17 protein-coding genes and 1 pseudogene are annotated in these 16,047 nt (G+C 56.7%); 2 read left to right on the top strand and 16 right to left on the bottom strand.

Annotation, left to right across the window (positions count from 1 at the left end; all coding sequences use genetic code 11):
- From Q7T06_RS13220 to Q7T06_RS10040, 11 genes and pseudogenes are all read right to left on the bottom strand, one after another.
- A pseudogene (locus tag Q7T06_RS13220) lies at window positions 1–208 on the bottom strand (hypothetical protein); the annotation flags it as partial.
- Between the two features lie 85 nt (window positions 209–293).
- Complete coding sequence (gene dapA / locus Q7T06_RS10085) at window positions 294–1,172, bottom strand: 4-hydroxy-tetrahydrodipicolinate synthase (RefSeq protein ID WP_304784232.1); 879 nt, start codon at window positions 1,170–1,172, stop codon at window positions 294–296.
- Between the two features lie 82 nt (window positions 1,173–1,254).
- Window positions 1,255–1,845: a bifunctional 2-polyprenyl-6-hydroxyphenol methylase/3-demethylubiquinol 3-O-methyltransferase UbiG gene (locus Q7T06_RS10080; protein WP_304784229.1), complete on the bottom strand. Its 591-nt coding sequence runs from the start codon at window positions 1,843–1,845 to the stop codon at window positions 1,255–1,257.
- Window positions 1,845–3,047, bottom strand: a complete 1,203-nt coding sequence (locus Q7T06_RS10075) for a tryptophan--tRNA ligase (protein WP_304784227.1) — start codon at window positions 3,045–3,047, stop codon at window positions 1,845–1,847. Before Q7T06_RS10075 ends, Q7T06_RS10080 begins: the two co-directional genes overlap by 1 nt.
- A gap of 6 nt (window positions 3,048–3,053) precedes the next feature.
- Entirely contained in the window at window positions 3,054–3,710 is a 657-nt protein-coding gene (locus Q7T06_RS10070; protein WP_304784225.1) for a site-2 protease family protein, read from the bottom strand.
- Window positions 3,711–3,857: 147 nt separating this feature from the next.
- Window positions 3,858–4,481, bottom strand: coding sequence for an L-threonylcarbamoyladenylate synthase (locus tag Q7T06_RS10065; protein ID WP_304784223.1), 624 nt, complete (start codon window positions 4,479–4,481; stop codon window positions 3,858–3,860).
- 60 nt (window positions 4,482–4,541) lie between these two features.
- A complete protein-coding gene (gene htpX, locus Q7T06_RS10060; RefSeq protein WP_304784221.1) occupies window positions 4,542–5,414 on the bottom strand; it encodes a protease HtpX in 873 nt (290 codons plus the stop codon).
- Window positions 5,415–5,525: 111 nt separating this feature from the next.
- Window positions 5,526–6,362 (bottom strand): 3',5'-nucleoside bisphosphate phosphatase, encoded by an 837-nt coding sequence (locus Q7T06_RS10055; protein ID WP_304784219.1) that lies wholly within the window; start codon window positions 6,360–6,362, stop codon window positions 5,526–5,528.
- A 94-nt stretch (window positions 6,363–6,456) separates the two neighbouring features.
- A complete protein-coding gene (locus Q7T06_RS10050; protein ID WP_304784217.1) occupies window positions 6,457–7,329 on the bottom strand; it encodes an alpha/beta fold hydrolase in 873 nt (290 codons plus the stop codon).
- A 226-nt stretch (window positions 7,330–7,555) separates the two neighbouring features.
- Window positions 7,556–7,864 carry a hypothetical protein gene (locus Q7T06_RS10045; protein WP_304784215.1) on the bottom strand — a complete coding sequence of 103 codons (309 nt, stop codon included), beginning with the start codon at window positions 7,862–7,864 and terminating at the stop codon, window positions 7,556–7,558.
- Window positions 7,865–8,062: 198 nt separating this feature from the next.
- Complete coding sequence (locus Q7T06_RS10040; protein ID WP_304784213.1) at window positions 8,063–8,899, bottom strand: ferritin-like domain-containing protein; 837 nt, start codon at window positions 8,897–8,899, stop codon at window positions 8,063–8,065.
- A 158-nt stretch (window positions 8,900–9,057) separates the two neighbouring features.
- Between Q7T06_RS10040 and Q7T06_RS10035 the strand changes: the two genes are divergently transcribed.
- Together Q7T06_RS10035 and hslO are read left to right on the top strand one after the other, a co-directional pair.
- The gene (locus Q7T06_RS10035) at window positions 9,058–9,582 is read left to right on the top strand and encodes a gamma carbonic anhydrase family protein (RefSeq protein ID WP_304784211.1); all 525 of its coding nucleotides are present in this window, start codon (window positions 9,058–9,060) and stop codon (window positions 9,580–9,582) included.
- A 2-nt stretch (window positions 9,583–9,584) separates the two neighbouring features.
- Complete coding sequence (gene hslO, locus Q7T06_RS10030) at window positions 9,585–10,511, top strand: Hsp33 family molecular chaperone HslO (RefSeq protein WP_304784208.1); 927 nt, start codon at window positions 9,585–9,587, stop codon at window positions 10,509–10,511.
- 41 nt (window positions 10,512–10,552) lie between these two features.
- Here the strand turns inward: hslO and ftsB are convergent, their stop codons facing one another.
- The 5 genes from ftsB to Q7T06_RS10005 all read right to left on the bottom strand — a co-directional run.
- Window positions 10,553–10,885: a cell division protein FtsB gene (gene ftsB / locus Q7T06_RS10025; protein ID WP_304784206.1), complete on the bottom strand. Its 333-nt coding sequence runs from the start codon at window positions 10,883–10,885 to the stop codon at window positions 10,553–10,555.
- A 56-nt stretch (window positions 10,886–10,941) separates the two neighbouring features.
- Window positions 10,942–12,225: a phosphopyruvate hydratase gene (eno, locus tag Q7T06_RS10020; protein WP_304784204.1), complete on the bottom strand. Its 1,284-nt coding sequence runs from the start codon at window positions 12,223–12,225 to the stop codon at window positions 10,942–10,944.
- A gap of 87 nt (window positions 12,226–12,312) precedes the next feature.
- Window positions 12,313–13,968, bottom strand: a complete 1,656-nt coding sequence (locus Q7T06_RS10015; protein ID WP_304784202.1) for a CTP synthase — start codon at window positions 13,966–13,968, stop codon at window positions 12,313–12,315.
- 38 nt (window positions 13,969–14,006) lie between these two features.
- Window positions 14,007–14,183 carry a hypothetical protein gene (locus tag Q7T06_RS10010; protein ID WP_304784200.1) on the bottom strand — a complete coding sequence of 59 codons (177 nt, stop codon included), beginning with the start codon at window positions 14,181–14,183 and terminating at the stop codon, window positions 14,007–14,009.
- A gap of 11 nt (window positions 14,184–14,194) precedes the next feature.
- On the bottom strand, window positions 14,195–16,047 hold a 1,853-nt coding region (locus tag Q7T06_RS10005; RefSeq protein WP_304784198.1), incomplete at its 5' end, for a DNA internalization-related competence protein ComEC/Rec2.

Genomic DNA, 16,047 nt, shown 5'->3' with positions numbered 1-16,047 from the left:
CGCGATTCGAGTCTGGCAATGCATAGCGATTTTCACGCTGCAGTTGCGTCAGATCAGGCGGGATTTCCAGCGTAGGCGTCTTCTTCACCTCGCTTTTGTAATCGATACGTCCCGGCTCAAGAAGAGTATTGATAGAGCTGCATCCAGCCAGACTGGTGAGCGCGAGTACGTAAATCATTCCACGTTTTGCGAAGCTGCTTTGGGACATGTAAAAAATCTTCCGAGTAATTAATGCGAATACTTAAAAAGCAAATTCAACAGATCGTTGCAGGCGCACCCGGCCCGATCATGGCTTATTGTAATACACCCGATTCGCGCATCGCAGCACGCACGATGTCATGATATTCAGCGGCCAGCGGAACGATAGGCAGGCGCATGCCTGGCCCGATCAAGCCGATTTCAGCCATCGCCCATTTCAATGGGACCGGATTGGGCTCAATGAACAACTTGTTATGCAAGGGGAAAAGCTTGTTGTTGATCGCGATCGCTTCATCAATACGCTGATTGATCGCGGCATCGCATAACTGATGCATGCCACGCGGCGCGATGTTGGCAGTCACCGATATATTGCCCTTGGCGCCGCAGAACATCAACGCCATTGCGCTGGCATCATCGCCTGAATACACGAGGAAATCTTTCGGCGCCAAGCGCATCAGGTCGATACCGCGGCCGATATTGCCGGTCGCATCCTTGATGCCTATCACGCCAGGCACCTGCGCCAGACGCAATATCGTTTCGTTGGCCATGTCTGCCACGGTGCGGCCGGGCACATTGTAAAGAATCGCCGGCAAATCGACTGCTTCGGCGATTTTCTTGAAATGCTGGTACATGCCCTCTTGCGTCGGGCGATTGTAGTAAGGCACCACCAGCAGCGAAGCATCCGCTCCCACGTCTTTGGCAAACTGGGTCAGCTCGATGGCTTCCGAAGTCGAATTGCCACCGGTACCGGCAATGATCGGAATGCGCTTGGCGGTATGCTCTACTGCGACCTGGATCAGTTCGCAATGCTCGTCAACCGACACGGTAGGCGACTCGCCTGTGGTACCGACGATCACGATGCCGTCGGTGCCTTCGGCGATGTGCCAGTCTATCAATTTGCGCAAGCCCGGCAAATCGAGCGAGCCGTCCGCGTGCATGGGAGTAACGATTGCGACTATGCTGCCCTGAATCATAATAGTGTGAGCGAAAAATTGAAGATTATTCGATTGTAGCGGATCGTCCGCTTTTTTGGTGCGGTCTTGCTGCGTATGGAGCTCAAATTAAGTGAAGTTTTTCCGGCTTGGCGCGCCCCTTGGCCTTGATGATGCAAATTCTCTGCACCATGGCCGGTTTGGGGGAGTCTATATAGCCGTCTTCATATGCGATGACCTGCAGCCCGTATTCAGCGGCGATTTCCAGCAATTCGCCATGCCTGAGCAGGAAATCCGGATTGGATGGCTTGCCAAATTGCTCATTGCCGAGCGCGAAAGTCTCATAAATCAGGATGCCGTCGAGCGCCAGACTGGCGATCATCCGCGGCCACAAGGGGCGGTGCAGATAATTGACCACCACGATGCCTGCAAAACGGTTTTCTGCAAATGGCCAGGCTTGCTCCGGATGGACTGTTTCCAGATCCACCTGCTGTATCTGTATCCGCTCTCCCGCCGCCAGCGCCAGGGAATCTGCATTGCGGTCCGCCGCCAGCACCGGGTGCCCGTGCGCGGCCAGCAGCCGGCTGTGACGGCCGGCGCCACAAGCCAGATCCAGCACCTCACCGGCAGGAATCAGATGTACAAACCGCGCCACCCAGGCCGAGGGCTGCGCAATGGCCTCATGCGCATGCGCGCTTTTGCCTGGATCTGCCATCAGCTGTAATTCAAACCCATGGCATCGCGCACTTCCCGCATGGTTTCCTGCGCCAGTACGCGCGCCTTGTCACGCCCGTCCGCAACGATGGCACGCACCAGCGCCGGATCGTCGATATATTTTTGCGCGCGTTCGCGCATTGGTTCCTGCTCCTTCAACACGCCATCAATGACAGGCTGTTTGCATTCGAGGCAACCGATACCGGCCGATTTGCAGCCCTGGACTACCCAATCCCTGGTATCCGCATCCGAATACACCAGATGCAATTGCCAGACCGGGCATTTCTCGGGATCCCCGACATCGGTGCGGCGCACGCGCGCCGGGTCGGTCGGCATCGTACGTATCTTCTTGCTCAGCGTATCCTTGTCTTCGCGCAGCGTGATCGAATTGCCATAGCTCTTGGACATCTTCTGTCCATCCAGCCCCGGCATGCGGGAGGACTCGGTCAGACGTGCCTGCGGCTCGAGCAGGATTTGCTTGCGGGTCCCTGCCAGATAGCCGAACAGGCGTTCACGATCGGTGGCGCTGATGCTTTGCACACTCTCAAGCAGTGTCTTGGCCCAACCCAGTGCTTCGGCATTGCCCTGCTCCTGGTACGCAGTGCGCAACTCCTTGTATTGCTTGGCTTGCTTGCCGCTCAGCTTCTGCAGCGTATCGACGACCTTCGCCTCAAAGCCTTTTTCCTTGCCGTACAAATGATTGAAGCGGCGCGCGATCTCGCGCATCATTTCGATATGCGGGATCTGGTCGGCGCCAACCGGCACTTGCGTGGCACGATAAATCAGGACGTCTGCGGCCTGCAGCAAGGGATAACCGAGGAAGCCATAGGTCGCGAGATCACGGTCCGACAGTTTTTCCTGCTGGTCCTTGTACGTCGGCACGCGTTCCAGCCAGCCCAGCGGCGTGATCATCGACAGCAGCAAATGCAGTTCGGCATGCTCGGGCACCTGCGACTGGATGAACAGGCTGGACTTGGCAGGATCGATGCCGGCTGCCAGCCAGTCGATCAGCATTTCCCACGTACTACTTTCGATATTGCTCGGGTCGTCATAGTGCGTCGTCAGCGCATGCCAGTCAGCGACAAAGAACAGGCAAGGCACTTCGGCTTGCAGCTTGACCCAGTTCTTCAGCGCACCGTGATAGTGGCCGAGGTGCATCGCACCCGTTGGGCGCATACCGGAAACAACGCGATCAATAGACATAAAAACTCAGTTCAGTAAAAAAGTAAGGGGAGAAACCAGCAGCAGCAAGACGGTTTTGGCAATCGCCATCACCGGTCCCATCCAGTAATGCAGCACATTCAGGAATGCCAGTCCCAGCACAATGAAAAACCCGTAAGGCTCCAGCTGTGCGAACTTGTACGCATATTTATGCGGCAGGATACTCGTCATGATACGTCCGCCGTCGAGCGGCGGCACCGGGAAAAGATTGAACGCGAAAATCACCAGATTGGTCAGGATGCCGGCCTGTGCCATGCGCATGAAAAATTCCTCGCCTATGCCGGCTGCATGCAGGAAGATAGCCAGCAGCATCCACATCAATGCCATCACCAGATTGGCTGCCGGTCCGGCCAGCGCAACAAACGCCATCTGTTTTTTCGGATTGCGCAAATTGCCGAAATTGACCGGCACTGGCTTTGCATAGCCAAACAGGAACGGGCTGCCGACGAAATACAGCACGATAGGAATCAGCAAGGTGCCGACGGGATCGATATGCTTGATCGGGTTCAGGCTCATGCGGCCTTGCGCATAGGCTGTGGTGTCGCCAAAGTATTTGGCTGCGTATGCATGCGCTGCTTCGTGCAGCGTAATCGCAAAGACGATAGGCAAGGCATAGATGGAAAAAGTTTGTATGAGATCGTTCATCAGCAGGATTTTATCAGAGGGGACGCTGCTGCCGGCGGCAACAGGTAAAGCAATCGGATGATTACGCGCTGCCTGCATCCAGCGCAGCGCGCCACAGGGCGGCCGGCGCGGGCATGTATTTACCCGGCCGCGAGCGCAACAGTCAACTTACAAACCGAACAGCGCAGCGTCGCCACGGCCCTGACGCTGCAGTACAGGCTCAGGCCCGGTCAGGTCGATGACAGTAGTCGGCTGCAGGCTGCAGGCACCGCCATCGATCACCAGATCGACCAGTTTGGCCAGGCGATCGCGCACTTCTTCCGGATCGTTCAGCGGCTCTTCTTCATCCGGCAGGATCAAGGTGGTACCGATCAAGGGTTGCGCCAGCTCTTCCAGCAGCGCTTGCACGATGCGATTTTCCGGCACCCGCAAGCCTATCGTCTTGCGGGAGGGATGACTGAGACGGCGCGGCACTTCCTTGCTCGCTTCGAGAATGAAAGTGTAAGATCCCGGCGTGGCCGCTTTCAGCAAACGATATTGCTGATTGTCGACGCGCGCATACAGCGCGATCTCGCTCAAATCGCGACACAACAAAGTCAGATGATGCTTGTCATCGACATTGCGTATGCGCCGCAAACGCGTTACCGCATCCTTGTCGTCCAGGTGACAGACCAATGCATAGCAGGAATCGGTCGGCACTGCGACTATCCCGCCATCCCTGATGACTTGCGCGGCTTGACTGATCAGGCGCGCCTGCGGATTTTCCGGATGTATCTGAAAGAATTGGCTCATAAAATAATAACGGCGGCAGCCTGAAGGTCGCCGCCGCTGGAGGTGTTCCTGATTAAGAAATTATTGGATGCTGCGCAGTGCGGCAATACGCTGCTCGATCGGAGGATGACTCGAAAACAGCGACATGAATCCGGGCTTGTCGCTAATACCCATAGAAGCCATGCCTTCCGGCAAACTCGATGGCGCTATGCCGCCCAGACGCGCCAGCGCATTCATCATCGGTTGCGGGCTGCCGAGCAATTTGGCGGCACCTGCATCTGCGCGGAATTCGCGATGGCGCGAAAACCAGGCCACGATCACCGAGGCAGCGATACCGAACACGATCTGCGACACGATCACGGTAACCGTGTAACCGATGCCCTGGCCGCTGTTATTGTCTTTCGAAATCGCGCGGTCTACAAAGTAACCTACCACGCGCGACAGGAACACGACAAAGGTATTGACCACGCCCTGCACCAGCGTCATCGTCACCATATCGCCATTGGCGACGTGGGCAACTTCATGCGCCAGCACCGCTTCGACTTCTTCCTTCGTCATGCTTTGCAACAAACCGGTCGAGACTGCCACCAGCGCCGCATTCCTGGATGCGCCAGTCGCAAAGGCATTCGGCTCGCCATCATAGACAGCGACTTCCGGCATCGCGATACCAGCCCGTTGCGACAGTTTGCGCACTGAATCGATCAGCCACAATTCGGTACTCGACGAAGGCGCATCAATGACGCGCGCACCAGTCGACCATTTGGCCATAGGCTTGCTGATCAGCAGCGAGATGATGGAACCGGTAAAACCGACCACCAGCGAAAACACCAGCAGCATAGGCAGATTGAGGCCGGCCTGCGAAATAAAGCGATCCACGCCCAGCAAGGACAGCACGACAGACATCACTGCAATGACTGCAATATTTGTTGCAATGAAGAGGAAAATCCGTTTCATTCAATAGTCTCCAAAGGGGATTAAACGCGTCTGATAGATAAGACCACAAGCTGGAATTTCAAGAGTGTGCGGCAACTGACTCAACCATAGACTCGGCAGCCCGCGCCAAGATCAAATATCCCAATCATGCCAAACCGGCTTCAAGCCGGACGGCAAAGGCGGCAGCCCGCCCAGATCGACCCGCGATTCGCCGGGGCCGTGGAAATCGGACCCGCGTGAAGCCAGGAAACCGTAGGTCTTTGCAACCTTTGCATAATAGTCATATTGATCCACGGAGTGGCTGCCGGTCGTCACTTCTATCCCGGCGCCGCCGAACTCCTTGAATTCATTGAACAAGGCATCGAATGCAAGATCGCTGAACTTGTAGCGCCCCGGATGCGCAATCACTGCAATCCCGCCGGCACCGGTGATCCACTCGACAGAATTCTGCAGGGTCGCCCAGCGATGCGGCACAAAACCCGGCTTGTCATCGCCCAGATATTTGGAAAATACCTCATTCAAATCCTTGCACATCCCCAGTTCCATGATGTAACGGGCAAAATGTGTACGGGAAATCAAGTCTGGATTACCGACAAACTTCAGCGCCCCCTGGAAGGCGTCGTGTATGCCGACCGCTTCCAGCTGGGCCGCCATTTCACGGGCGCGTTCTTCACGGCCTCCACGCGTAGCCGTCAGCCCGTCAACCAGCGCCTGGTTCTTCTCGTCGATTTGCAAGCCCACTATGTGGACCGTCTGTCCAGCCCAGGTAATCGAAATCTCGACGCCCGGCACATAATTCATATCCAGCGCTGCAGCCGCGATGCGCGCTTCGGCAATCCCGCTGACCTCATCGTGATCCGTCATCGCCCATACATCAACGCCATTTTTCTTGGCGCGCGCAGCCAGCGCCGTCGGCGTCAGCGTGCCGTCGGAGATATTGGAATGGCAGTGTAGATCTACGTTCAACATGCAAATTTATTCAGATGGTGTCAGGGAAAAATATAGTTCGATTGTACGCGGGATGGCCGCGATTTGCTGCAATGCAAAATGGCCCGTCCTGCAATTAATCAAGGAAGCTATCGATCGCATGCGCGACGATTTCGGGCTGATCGTGCTGCAGCATATGCCCCGCGTTTTCCACCATCAAGATGGTGACGTCCCGGATGTTTGCAATCCGGCGATCTATCTCTGCCCGCGCAACTTCTGGCGGCCCCATCCTGGGCAACAACTCGCTCTCCCTCGCTTCTACCCACAGCACTGGCGCCGTGATCTGCTGCCAGCATGCCATCACTTCTTCGACGCGGTACAGATTCGGATTCGGCAGTTTGTGCAGCGGATCGGCAAGAATTTCCCAGGCCCCACTGGCATTGGGAGCCGCCCAGTGCGCAGCCAGAAATGCGGCACGCTCATCGCTGAGGCGCGGATTGTTTTTTTTCAGGCGCGCAGCAACCCCTGCCTGCGTTACATAGCCATGCATGCCTTGAGGTTTCTGGATGTCATCCAGCCATTGCGCATAGCGTGCCGGCGCTGCATCCGGCTGCGTCGCCGGCATGCCCAAGCCTTCGAGCATGACAAGCTGCCTGACCCGATGCGCACGCACGCCGGCATAAATGCCGGCGACGTTCGCTCCCAGGCTGTGGCCCAGTAAATGCACCGCCGCTGCCGGCGAATAATGCATCAGGATCGCATCCAGGTCGGCCAGATAATCCGGGAACCAGTACGATGATCCGGCACGATCGGACCCGCCGAAACCGCGCCAGTCAGGCGCAATCACATGCCAGTCGCGCTGCAGCCCATCGACCAGGAATTGAAACGAAGCCGACACATCCATCCAGCCATGCAGCATGAATAGCACAGGCGCATCCTGATCGCCCCAGTGCCGGATGTGATATTGCAAACCACGTACAGGGATAAACTCGGAGCGCGCAGGCTTCATGTCAAATGGCGGGTGAAAACGGTAAATGGAAAATGTGCGCACTGCAAAAATATGCGCATGACGGACAGGCATTTTACCTGCCCTCGCATCGGCTGCGACGATCAGTCCTGCAATCAGGGGCTAGAAGTGCGCGGTGGACTTTTTCGAAGAATAAGCCATTAAGCCGCCAGTAAACAACCAAGCGCGCCTGCAGTCATGGACCACAGGCGCGCTAGCAGGCACTTGTTTACTTGCTGTCTTTGGCAGCTTCCTGCATTTTCACACCGGCTTCTTCGACTTTCTTGCCGGCTGCATCAGTCATGTTTGCCGTACCCTGGCTGATGTCGGCTTTAGCTTTCTCGGCATCCTGCGCTACCTTGGCGGCAGCTTCATCCATTTTTTGCACTGCAGTAGAAGTCGCCTGATCCACTTTTTGGCCGGCGGTTTCTGCCGGTCCTTTATCAATAGCGACTTCTTCTTTTTTCTGGCAGGCAGCCAGACCTGCAATCAATAAACTCGCGGCGAGTATGGAAGTAAGCGTTTTGCTTGGATTCATGATTTTCCCTTTGTAAATTGAAGTTATACGAAAAAATGCCTGAAGCTAACAATACCTGTGCCAGCCTTGATTACATTTCTCACGCATTGGATTGCAAAAAAAGCAATCTTACCATCTGACCATACATGATCAATCAAGGTTCCATGCCCGCAGTAACAAGTTGTAACGATAACAACAAATCATGAAATCCTGTCCCTATCAGGCCTCGCCCGTCAGCGCACGCAATTCAAGCTCGCTGAACCCTGCCGCGCGTCTGGCCGGCAGATTGAACGGGCCGCGCAAGATCGGCGCCTTGTATTGCACCGTCAATCCGGCATACGTTGCCAGCGGATCCAGGCCGCGCTCGTCGCACAGCACTTTGTACCAGCGATTGCCTATGGCCACGTGGCCGATTTCATCCCGCAGGATGACGTCCAGTATTTCTGCTGCCGCCTGATCTCCGGCCTGCGCCAGCTTGGCGCGCGTGCGCGGCGTGGCATCGAGTCCGCGCGCTTCCAGCGTGCGCGGCACCAGCGCCATGCGCGCCAGGATATCGCCGTTGGTTTTATCGGCCATTTCCCACATGCTGTCATGCGCCGGAAAGTCGCCGTATTGATAGCCCAGCACCTGCAAATGCCCGGACAGCAGCGAAAAATGCAGGGCTTCCTCGCCTGCTACCTGCAACCAATCTGCATAGTAAGCCTCTGGCATTCCGGCAAAACGCCACACGGCATCCAGCGCAAGGTTGATTGCATTGAATTCGATATGCGTAAGCGCATGGATCATCGCCGCACGTCCTTCCACCGTGAGCATCGATCTGTGCTTTACAAACTTGGGGGAAATCAGTTCCGGCAAGGCAGGACGGCCCGGTATCGGCTGTTGCGGGATCAGGTTTACATCCACATCCAGCGCCAGTGCACCCGCCTGCCAAAGCTCGCTCATCGCCATCACGCCGTCCGCCTTGCGGCGCGGATCGGTCTCGCCAGCCCAGTGCAATGCCTGTGCACGCAATTCAGTGATGTCGCAGGAAACAGGAGTAGGGATAGGGCTATTCATCCGAGTAACGTAAAATAATGCCTTTGCAAGCTGGGGATCCGCCGACATGCATGCCGTCAGCGGGCGGGTCTTTCAATTCAGGCATTCGGCCCCATTTGTATCGATTGATTTGATTCTGTATTGCGGCCGGATCGGCAACCATCCATTTTACTGAACTCATGGCTATCTACCAATTAGGCGAGCACATTCCTGATATCGCAGCATCTGCCTACGTTACCGATACGGCAACGGTCGTCGGGCGCGTCACGATCAAGGCCAATTCCAGCGTCTGGTTCCAGGTCACCGTGCGCGGCGACAATGAAGACATCACGATAGGTGAAAACTGCAACCTGCAGGACGGCGCCGTGTTGCATGCCGACCCCGGTTTTCCACTGACGCTGGCCGACAATGTGAGTATCGGCCACCAGGCGATGATACATGGTTGCACGATAGGCGAAGGCTCATTGATAGGCATACAGGCGATCATCCTGAATGGCGCCAAGATAGGCAAGAATTGCCTGGTCGGCGCCGGTGCGCTGGTCACCGAAGGCAAGGAATTCCCGGACAACTCGCTGATCATAGGCGCGCCCGCCAAGGCCGTCCGCAGCTTGAATGAAAGCGACATCGCCAGGCTGCAGCACATCGCCGACAGTTATGTCACGCGCAGCCGCGAATTTAAAAATACCTTGAAGAAAATAGGATAAGCATGGCTGACACACTACAAAAATTCATGTTCGAAGACGCCACGGTGCGCGGCGAACTGGTGGATATTTCCGAGACATGGAAGCATGTGCAGGGACGACGCGATTATCCGAAGGCGGTCAAGACTGCTCTCGGCGAAATGCTGTCGGCAGCCGCGCTGCTATCCGCCAACCTGAAATTCAACGGCGCCATCATCATGCAGATTTATGGCGATGGCCCGGTGCGCCTGCTGGTGGTTGAATGCGATTCTGACCTGAACCTGCGCGCCACGGCCAAAGTGAGCGAGCATGCCGTCATCAGCGACGACGCGACTTTGCCGCAGCTGGTCAACGTCAAGGGTGAAGGCCGCTTCATCATCACGCTGGACCCGAAGGATAAATTGCCCGGCCAGCAGGCGTATCAGGGCATCGTGCCGCTGGACGGCGATACGGTGGCGACCGTCATTGAAAACTACATGCTGCGTTCGGAACAGCTCGATACCAAACTGTGGCTGGCCGCCGACGACAATGTGGCGCGCGGCTTGCTGCTGCAGAAGCTGCCGCACGAGGGCGGCATCACAATCTCCGGCGACAGCGATCTGGCAACATGGGATCGCGCAGTGATGCTGGGATCCACGCTGAGTCAGGAAGAATTGCTGGCAACCGATAGCGAGACCCTGATGCGACGCCTGTTTTGGGAAGAAACGATACGCGTATTCGAGCCGCAGCATCCGAATTTCCTGTGCACGTGCACCCGTGAAAAGGTTGGATCCATGCTGAAAATGCTGGGCCAGGCCGAAGTGGATTCTGCACTGGTGGAATTAGGCAAGCTCGCAGTCGATTGCGATTTCTGCGGCCAGCACTATGCTTTCGATCCGGTGGATTGCGCACAGCTGTTTGCCACGGAAGCAGCCGTCGAAACGCTGATAGCGGCCAGTCCGCTCAAGCATTGAGCATTGAGCTGAGGTTGCGTGCGCTTGCAGGTACGCGCAGCCTAGTGCTTTTCCTTGATCACCGGCGGTGGGAGTGGGATAGAAACGAAAGAGGATTTCTTGTTCGGATCCAGCACCTGAACAAAGATTTCGTTTTCCTTGATCATGCCGAGTTCATAGCGTGCGCGCTCTTCGACCGCGCCGGTACCTTCCTTCAAATCCTGCACCTCGGAATTAAGCTTCGCATTGCGCGCTCTTAATTCGTCATTTTTCTTTTGTGCAGTGATCACTTGCTGGTCCAGATCCCATACGCGCAGCCAGCCCCCCTTGCCCAGCCACAGCGGGAACTGAATCAGGATTACCAGCGCTGCAAGACAGAGGATGATCAGGCGCATCGGACATTTACAAGGCAAATCCGGTCAGGCAGCGATGCCGCATGACCGGATAGTGATTACTTCAAATTGTAAAACGCATTGCGGCCAGGGTAGCTGGCAATATCGCCCAGGTCTTCTTCTATGCGCAGCAACTGGTTGTACTTTGCCATGCGATCCGAACGCGACATCGAGCCGGTCTTGATCTGCAGCGAGTTGGTACCCACGGCGATATCGGCTATCGTCGAATCCTCGGTTTCACCGGAGCGATGCGAGATCACGGCAGTGTAGCCGGCACGCTTGGCCATTTCAATCGCGGCAAACGTTTCGGTCAGCGTACCGATCTGGTTGATCTTGATCAGGATCGAATTGGCGATATTTTTCTGTATGCCTTCGCGCAGGATCTTGGTATTGGTCACGAATAGATCGTCGCCGACCAACTGGACTTTCTTGCCCAGTGCACGCGTCAATGTGTCCCAGCCTTCCCAATCGTTTTCAGCCATGCCGTCTTCGATCGAAATGATAGGGTACTTGTCGCACCACGTGCCCAGCAGATTGGTGAAGTCGCTGCTCGACAGCGTCAAGCCTTCGCCGTGCAGCTGGTATTTGCCATCCTTGTAGAATTCGCTGGCAGCGCAATCCAGACCCAGTGCGATTTGCGTGCCTGGCTCGTAGCCGGCTTGCTCGATCGCCTGCAGGATCAGCTTGATCGCTGCTTCATGGTTTTCAACTGAAGGAGCAAAGCCGCCTTCATCGCCGACTGAAGTAGGCAAACCCTTGTCGTTGATGATTTTTTTCAGTGTGTGGAACACTTCTGCGCCGTAGCGTATCGCTTCGCGGAAGCTGGGTGCGCCAACCGGGATGATCATGAATTCTTGCAGATCAAGATTGTTGTTCGCGTGTGCACCGCCGTTGATGACGTTCATCATCGGCACTGGCATTTGCATCGCGCCCGAACCGCCAAAATAGCGATACAAAGGCAGGCCGGATTCTTCGGCGGCGGCCTTGGCCACTGCCATAGACACGGCCAGCGTGGCGTTCGCGCCCAGACGTGCCTTGTTTTCGGTACCGTCGAGATCGATCAGGGTACGATCGAGAAAGGCTTGTTCATTTGCGTCCAGGCCCATGATCGCTTCGGAGATTTCGGTATTGATGTGTTCGCAGGCTTTCAACACGCCTTTGCCGAAATAGCGGCTCTTGTCGCCATCGCGCAATTCGATTGCTTCGCGCGAACCGGTAGATGCACCTGACGGTACCGATGCGCGGCCCATCACGCCGGATTCCAGCAACACGTCGCACTCAACGGTAGGATTGCCGCGTGAATCGATAATTTCACGGCCTATGATGTCAACAATTGCACTCATCTATTTCTCCCTAATCAGTAAAATTCTTAATCGCGTTCTTGAGAGGATGGCAAACGGATCAGGCTGCGCCCGATCCATGCGCTACCGTCATGCCACTTTTTTTTCTGCCTCGTGTTTGTGCGCAAGCGCCGCCTTGATGAACGAGATGAACAATGGATGTCCATCGCGCGGCGTAGACTTGAACTCAGGATGATATTGCACGCCTACATACCATGGGTGTGCATTCTTGCCGGTGCGTGGCAATTCCATGATTTCGCACAGCGATTCAGTTGGCGTACGGGCAGACACGATCAGGCCGGCATCTTCAACACGGCTCAGATAATGGTTGTTTGCTTCATAGCGATGACGATGGCGCTCGGTGACTTCGGCGCCATAAATTTCAGCTGCCAGCGTACCCGGTTTGACGGCGCAGGTTTGCGCACCCAGGCGCATGGTGCCGCCCAGATCGGAGTTTTCATCGCGACGCTCTACCTTGCCGTCATGGTTTTGCCATTCATTGATCAAGGCCACCACCGGCTGCTCGGTATCCGGCTCGAACTCGGTGGAATTCGACTTGGTCAAGCCGGCCATGTTGCGTGCATATTCGATCAGTGCGACTTGCATGCCGAGGCAGATGCCCAGGTAGGGAATCTTGTGTTCGCGGGCAAAGCGGGCTGAAGCAATCTTGCCTTCCACGCCGCGCTTGCCGAAACCGCCAGGCACCAGAATCGCGTCGTACTTGGCCAGGCATTCTGCGCCCTTGACTTCGATTTCTTCAGAATCCAGATACTCGATATGGACGCGGCTTTCGGTATGTATGCCGGCGTGACGCAAAGCCTCGGTCAGCGATTTGTACGATTCGGTCAAGTCGACATATTTGCCGACCATGCCGATGACGACGCTGTCTTTCGGATTTTCCAGCGCATAAACCAGCTTGGTCCATACGGAAAGGTCGGCGGGCTTGGGCGACAGCGCGAGCTTTTCGCAGACGATGCGATCCAGCCCCTGGTCAAACAGCATTTGCGGAATCTTGTAGATCGTATCCGCATCCCACACCGAGATCACCGCTTCTTCCGGCACATTGGAGAACAGCGAAATCTTCGCCCGCTCATCATCCGGGATGGGACGGTCGGCACGGCACAGCAGCGCATCCGGCGAAATGCCGATTTCGCGCAATTTCTGCACGCTGTGCTGGGTCGGCTTGGTTTTCAATTCACCGGCAGAAACCAGATACGGCACCAGTGTCAGATGGACGAAAGCGGCGGCATTGCGGCCCGCGCGCAAGCTCAGCTGGCGCGCAGCTTCGAGGAAAGGCAGCGATTCGATATCGCCAACCGTGCCGCCGATTTCCACCAGCGCCACGTCGTAACCTTCGGCGCCGCGATGGATGTAATCCTGGATTTCATTGGTGATGTGCGGGATGACTTGCACCGTCTTACCCAGATATTCGCCGCGTCTTTCCTTGCGGATGACGGATTCATAAATCTGGCCGGTCGTGAAGTTGTTCACCTTGTGCATTTTTGCACTGATGAAGCGCTCATAGTGACCGAGATCAAGATCGGTTTCGGCACCGTCTTCGGTCACGAAGACTTCACCATGCTGGAATGGGCTCATCGTGCCGGGATCGACGTTAATGTACGGATCCAGCTTGAGAAGAGTGACTTTGAGGCCGCGCGATTCGAGGATCGCAGCGAGAGAGGCGGCGGCTATCCCTTTACCCAGGGAAGACACAACGCCGCCAGTTACGAATACAAATTTGGTCATTACAGAAGGTGCCGAACGGCACATGCGGGAAATTCGAATTATACCCCAAACCCTTGCAGTTCTCCGACGTTTTCCAAGGATTTTAAACCGTGCTCATGCAGATAGTCACGGATGACCATGCGCACACCCCATCCCGCATTCCCTCTTGGAAACGCCGCTTGCCGGCTGCCAGCCCGTCCCGCTTGCGATGCTCTATAAAGGAAGATGATTTCCATCGCCGCGACACTCACCGTCCATACCAATAGCGCGCGTGCTCGGTGCGATATGCACTCACATCCATCGTGGCAGCAAAGCGCAGAGAGATGGCGCCCGTCTCATCCGTACGCCAGCGCGCAATGCCCAGCTCGCCGTAGCGCTCGTATATTTCCTTCTTCGGATGGCGATAACGGTTGCGGTAACCGACCTGGAACAAGGCCAGCTGCGGCTGCACCGCCTGCAGAAACGGCAGGGTCGACGAGGTGCCGCTGCCATGATGCGGCGCAAGCAGCACATTTGCCTGCAGTTTAGCGGCACTGCCCTGCACCAGTTCCGCTTCCTGTACCGCTTCTATATCGCCGGCCAGCAATATCGCATGCGCGCCCGCTGTCACCTTCAGGGTGCAGCTGCGTGCATTCGGTTTCCATTTTTCACTTTCGTAACTGCCGGCTGCCGGATGCAGCAATTCGAACTCGACGCCCTCCCATTTCCATGATTGACCGCCTGTGCAGCGCTGATGCCGCGGGCCGGCAATCACGATAGGATGTTCAGGCGGCAGCGAGGACGATATCCAGCCCACCTTGATTTCCTTTAGGATCGACAGCGCGCCACCGGCATGGTCCATGTCGCTGTGCGTAATCATCACGCCATCGAGCGCCGTAATGCCGCGCGCGCGCAGGTAAGGCAGGATCACGCGATTGCCGCCATCGGACTCCGGCGAATATGCCGGGCCGGTATCGTACAGAAAGCGATGTTTTTCGGTTTCTATCAACAGCGCCATCCCCTGCCCCACGTCAAACGCGGTGACCCACATTTCGCCGGCACGCGGATGCGTGGGCGCATTCAGCACCAGCGGCAGCCATGCGCAAAGACCGAGGTAACGCGCCGGCCAGCCGCGCGGCGCCAGCATCCAGAGCGTGCCGACCAGCGCTGCGGCAAACATCCACCAGTCTGGAACGGGCGCCGTCCACACGGCCAGTGGAAAAGCGCTCAACCAGGTCAATAGTTGCGCCAGTTGCGCGACCAGCAAATGCGCCAGGCTTAGGCACCATGCCGACAGCGGCGCCGGCAACACACTGCCGACCAGGGCCAGCGGCGTCACCAGCAAACTGATGAGGGGTATCGCAATCGCGTTGGCCAGCGGACTGATCAGCGAGGTTTGGCCAAACAGCAAAATCGTCAGCGGCACCAGGCCCAGCGTCACTGCATACTGCGTCAACGTGGCATTCTTCAGCGCGGTACGCCAGCGTGGCTGCGCGGCATGCCCGGAGACAGCTTCATTTTCATCCGCAGTTGCACGGCCGATTGCATCAGCGCGTCCTACGCTCACATACAGGATCACCGCGACGGCGCCGAATGAAAGCCAGAACCCCGGCCCCAGCACCGCCCACGGATCCAGCACGACCACCACGCCCAGAGCCAGGCACAGCACATGCGTGATGCTGGTAATGCGCCCACACCACAAGGCCACCACCACCACGGCAAGCATCGTCAGCGTACGCTGCGCCGGCACACCGGAGCCGGCCAGCAATACATAGATCAGGGCCGCCAGCATCCCGGCCAGGGCGGCCGCTTTTTGCGCTGGCAGGAGCAGCGGCAAGCGGGCCGAAGTAAAGAAAGATCTACGCCACAATGCAAGTGTTAACCCGGCGAACAAGGCAGCCACCATCGTGATGTGCAAGCCTGAAATCGAAATCAGGTGCGCGACACCGGTGCGATTGAAAACAGTCCAGTCAGCCTGACTGACGGCGCGCTGGTCGCCGACCACCAGCGCCACGATCACGCCTGCGTAAGGCTGGTCGCGCAAGGCCGTTTGTATACGCGCACGCAACCAGCCGCGACTACGCTCGACGACATTGTTGAAACTGAAAACAAAACTATCCA

Origin of the sequence: Herminiimonas sp. (genome assembly GCF_030645555.1) — a bacterium.
GTDB lineage: Bacteria > Pseudomonadota > Gammaproteobacteria > Burkholderiales > Burkholderiaceae_D > Oxalicibacterium.
This window is presented reverse-complemented; position numbering and strand designations above follow the sequence as displayed.

What these genes read in the sequence shown, in the direction of transcription:
- Q7T06_RS10075 (WP_304784227.1), bottom strand. Translation starts at nt 3,047, where the DNA reads ATGTCTATTGATCGCGTTGTTTCCGGTATGCGCCCAACGGGTGCGATG.
- Q7T06_RS10065 (WP_304784223.1), bottom strand. Translation starts at nt 4,481, where the DNA reads ATGAGCCAATTCTTTCAGATACATCCGGAAAATCCGCAGGCGCGCCTG.
- Q7T06_RS10035 (WP_304784211.1), top strand. Translation starts at nt 9,058, where the DNA reads ATGGCTATCTACCAATTAGGCGAGCACATTCCTGATATCGCAGCATCT.
- Q7T06_RS10055 (WP_304784219.1), bottom strand. Translation starts at nt 6,362, where the DNA reads ATGTTGAACGTAGATCTACACTGCCATTCCAATATCTCCGACGGCACG.
- Q7T06_RS10070 (WP_304784225.1), bottom strand. Translation starts at nt 3,710, where the DNA reads ATGAACGATCTCATACAAACTTTTTCCATCTATGCCTTGCCTATCGTC.
- Q7T06_RS10015 (WP_304784202.1), bottom strand. Translation starts at nt 13,968, where the DNA reads ATGACCAAATTTGTATTCGTAACTGGCGGCGTTGTGTCTTCCCTGGGT.
- ftsB (WP_304784206.1), bottom strand. Translation starts at nt 10,885, where the DNA reads ATGCGCCTGATCATCCTCTGTCTTGCAGCGCTGGTAATCCTGATTCAG.
- Q7T06_RS10050 (WP_304784217.1), bottom strand. Translation starts at nt 7,329, where the DNA reads ATGAAGCCTGCGCGCTCCGAGTTTATCCCTGTACGTGGTTTGCAATAT.
- hslO (WP_304784208.1), top strand. Translation starts at nt 9,585, where the DNA reads ATGGCTGACACACTACAAAAATTCATGTTCGAAGACGCCACGGTGCGC.
- Q7T06_RS10010 (WP_304784200.1), bottom strand. Translation starts at nt 14,183, where the DNA reads ATGGAAATCATCTTCCTTTATAGAGCATCGCAAGCGGGACGGGCTGGC.
- Q7T06_RS10040 (WP_304784213.1), bottom strand. Translation starts at nt 8,899, where the DNA reads ATGAATAGCCCTATCCCTACTCCTGTTTCCTGCGACATCACTGAATTG.
- Q7T06_RS10080 (WP_304784229.1), bottom strand. Translation starts at nt 1,845, where the DNA reads ATGGCAGATCCAGGCAAAAGCGCGCATGCGCATGAGGCCATTGCGCAG.
- dapA (WP_304784232.1), bottom strand. Translation starts at nt 1,172, where the DNA reads ATGATTCAGGGCAGCATAGTCGCAATCGTTACTCCCATGCACGCGGAC.
- Q7T06_RS10045 (WP_304784215.1), bottom strand. Translation starts at nt 7,864, where the DNA reads ATGAATCCAAGCAAAACGCTTACTTCCATACTCGCCGCGAGTTTATTG.
- eno (WP_304784204.1), bottom strand. Translation starts at nt 12,225, where the DNA reads ATGAGTGCAATTGTTGACATCATAGGCCGTGAAATTATCGATTCACGC.
- htpX (WP_304784221.1), bottom strand. Translation starts at nt 5,414, where the DNA reads ATGAAACGGATTTTCCTCTTCATTGCAACAAATATTGCAGTCATTGCA.